Genomic DNA, 1791 nt, shown 5'->3' on the forward strand with positions numbered 1-1791 from the left:
GACGTGAGGGACCCCCCGCACACCCGCCAGAGCCCACCTACCCTTGCTGCCTTCCGGCCCTGGGGGGGTTCAGCGGGATGACGCCGCACGAGGGGTCTGCCGCCACTGTACGAGACGCCCGGCCCCGGGTCCAACCGCCCGCCCCGCCGCGCCCCGGGTGCGGAGCACCCGCCGGAGCGCGCTACGCTGGGAGCACTGGAGGATTCGCCTAGTGGCCTATGGCGCACGCTTGGAAAGCGTGTTGGGTTAACGCCCTCAGGGGTTCAAATCCCCTATCCTCCGCAGCGGCGAGGCCCGCTCCCGGTTCCGGGGGCGGGCCTCGCGCGTCCTCCCCGCCCCCGCCGCTCCCGGCGCCTAGACTCCGTGGTCGTGATCTTCCAGGCCGTCGGCGACGGGCGCCCGTACCCCGACCACGGGTACGAGACGGTCGGCCAGTGGGCCGACGTCCCGCCCCGCCAGGTGCGCCTCGACGAGCTCACGACCACCAAGCGCACGCTGGACCTCGACGCCCTGCTGGCCGAGGACTCCACCTTCTTCGGCGACCTGTTCGCCCACGTGGTCTCCTGGCGCGGGCGGCTCTACCTCGAGGACGGGCTGCACCGCGCGGTCCGGGCGGCGCTGCACCAGCGGCAGGTCCTGCACGCGCGGGTCCTGACGGTCCCGGACTGACCGGGACGACGAGGAGGACGAGGGGGGCCGGTGGCACGGCGACGGGATGCGCACGACGGGGTGGACGGCGACCGGGACGAGGCGGTGCTGCCCGCCTCCGAGGAGTTCGACGAGCAGATCGACGACGGGCTGGACGAGGAGTCCTACCGCCGGCTGTCGGGGCAGCGGCGCAGCAGGCTGTGGCGCCAGCGCGCCGTCTTCGGCGTCATCGTGCTGCTCGTGCTGGCGGTCGGGGGCGGTGCGGCGCTGGTCTACACGGGCCGCTGGGACCCCGGCGCGGACCCCGAGCCCGCGGCCGCCCCGGGACCGGCGTGCTCGGCGCCCGCGGCCCCGCAGCTGCTCCCGCCGGCCGAGGTGAGCGTCGCGGTCCTCAACGGCACCGACCGCCGCGGGCTCGCGGCCACGGTCGCCGCCGAGCTGCGCACCCGCGGGTTCGTCGTGCCCGACGTCGCCAACGCCCCCGTCCCCGCCGGCCCGGTGACCGCGGTCGTCAGCTACCCGCCGGCCCAGCTGCAGCAGGCGGTCACCGTCGGCGCGCGCTTCCCGGACGCGCAGCTCGCCGAGGACCCGGCCGCGCCGGCCGTCGCGGTCAGCCTCGGCGACGGCTACCAGCAGCTGCTCGCCGAGGACGCGCTCAGCGCTCCCGTCCCGGCGCCCGCGGCGCCGCTGCCCGCCGGCTGCCCGCCCGGCTGAGGACCGCCGCCCGGGTGAACGTCCCCGCGGTGCCCGGCCCGTGTCGGCGGCGGTCGCTAGCGTCGAACGCGTGATCGACCGCTGGAGCGCCGAGCAGGTGCTCGCGCTGGCCCCCGACGCCGCCGGCGCCGCCGCCGGGCGCAAGCTCGGCGTGCCCGCCCCGTGGTCGCAGACCGGGGCGCTCGCCGCGGCCGGCGGTGCCGGCGGCGGCGGCGCGGTCTGGGGGCTGTGCAAGGGCTCGGGCAGCACGCCCTACCAGACGGTCGTCGACCTGTCCGGGCCCGCGTTCACGTGCTCCTGCCCGAGCCGGAAGTTCCCCTGCAAGCACGCCGTGGGCCTGCTGCTGCTGTGGTCCAGCGGAGCCGTCCCCGAGGCGGGCGCCCCCGCCCCGCACGCGCAGGCGTGGCTGGCGGGGGCGCCGCCCGTGGC

General features: G+C 77.6%; 3 protein-coding genes, 1 tRNA gene and 1 other RNA gene. 4 read left to right on the forward strand and 1 reads right to left on the reverse strand.

Annotated features, from left to right (window positions below):
* Positions 1–3 precede the first annotated feature (3 nt).
* An RNA gene (ffs, locus tag GTQ99_RS22855) (signal recognition particle sRNA small type) lies at positions 4–100 on the reverse strand.
* A gap of 97 nt (positions 101–197) precedes the next feature.
* Between ffs and GTQ99_RS22860 the strand changes: the two genes are divergently transcribed.
* The 4 genes from GTQ99_RS22860 to GTQ99_RS22875 all read left to right on the forward strand — a co-directional run.
* Positions 198–282: transfer RNA gene (locus GTQ99_RS22860), tRNA-Ser, on the forward strand.
* Positions 283–369: 87 nt separating this feature from the next.
* The gene (locus tag GTQ99_RS22865; protein ID WP_338075207.1) at positions 370–669 is read left to right on the forward strand and encodes a type II toxin-antitoxin system VapB family antitoxin; all 300 of its coding nucleotides are present in this window, start codon (positions 370–372) and stop codon (positions 667–669) included.
* A gap of 60 nt (positions 670–729) precedes the next feature.
* Positions 730–1362: a LytR C-terminal domain-containing protein gene (locus GTQ99_RS27325; RefSeq protein WP_166617961.1), complete on the forward strand. Its 633-nt coding sequence runs from the start codon at positions 730–732 to the stop codon at positions 1360–1362.
* Between the two features lie 70 nt (positions 1363–1432).
* On the forward strand, positions 1433–1791 hold a 359-nt coding region (locus GTQ99_RS22875), incomplete at its 3' end, for an SWIM zinc finger family protein (protein ID WP_338075208.1).

Origin of the sequence: Kineococcus vitellinus, from assembly GCF_009906315.1 — a bacterium.
GTDB classification, from domain to species: Bacteria; Actinomycetota; Actinomycetes; order Actinomycetales; family Kineococcaceae; genus Kineococcus; species Kineococcus vitellinus.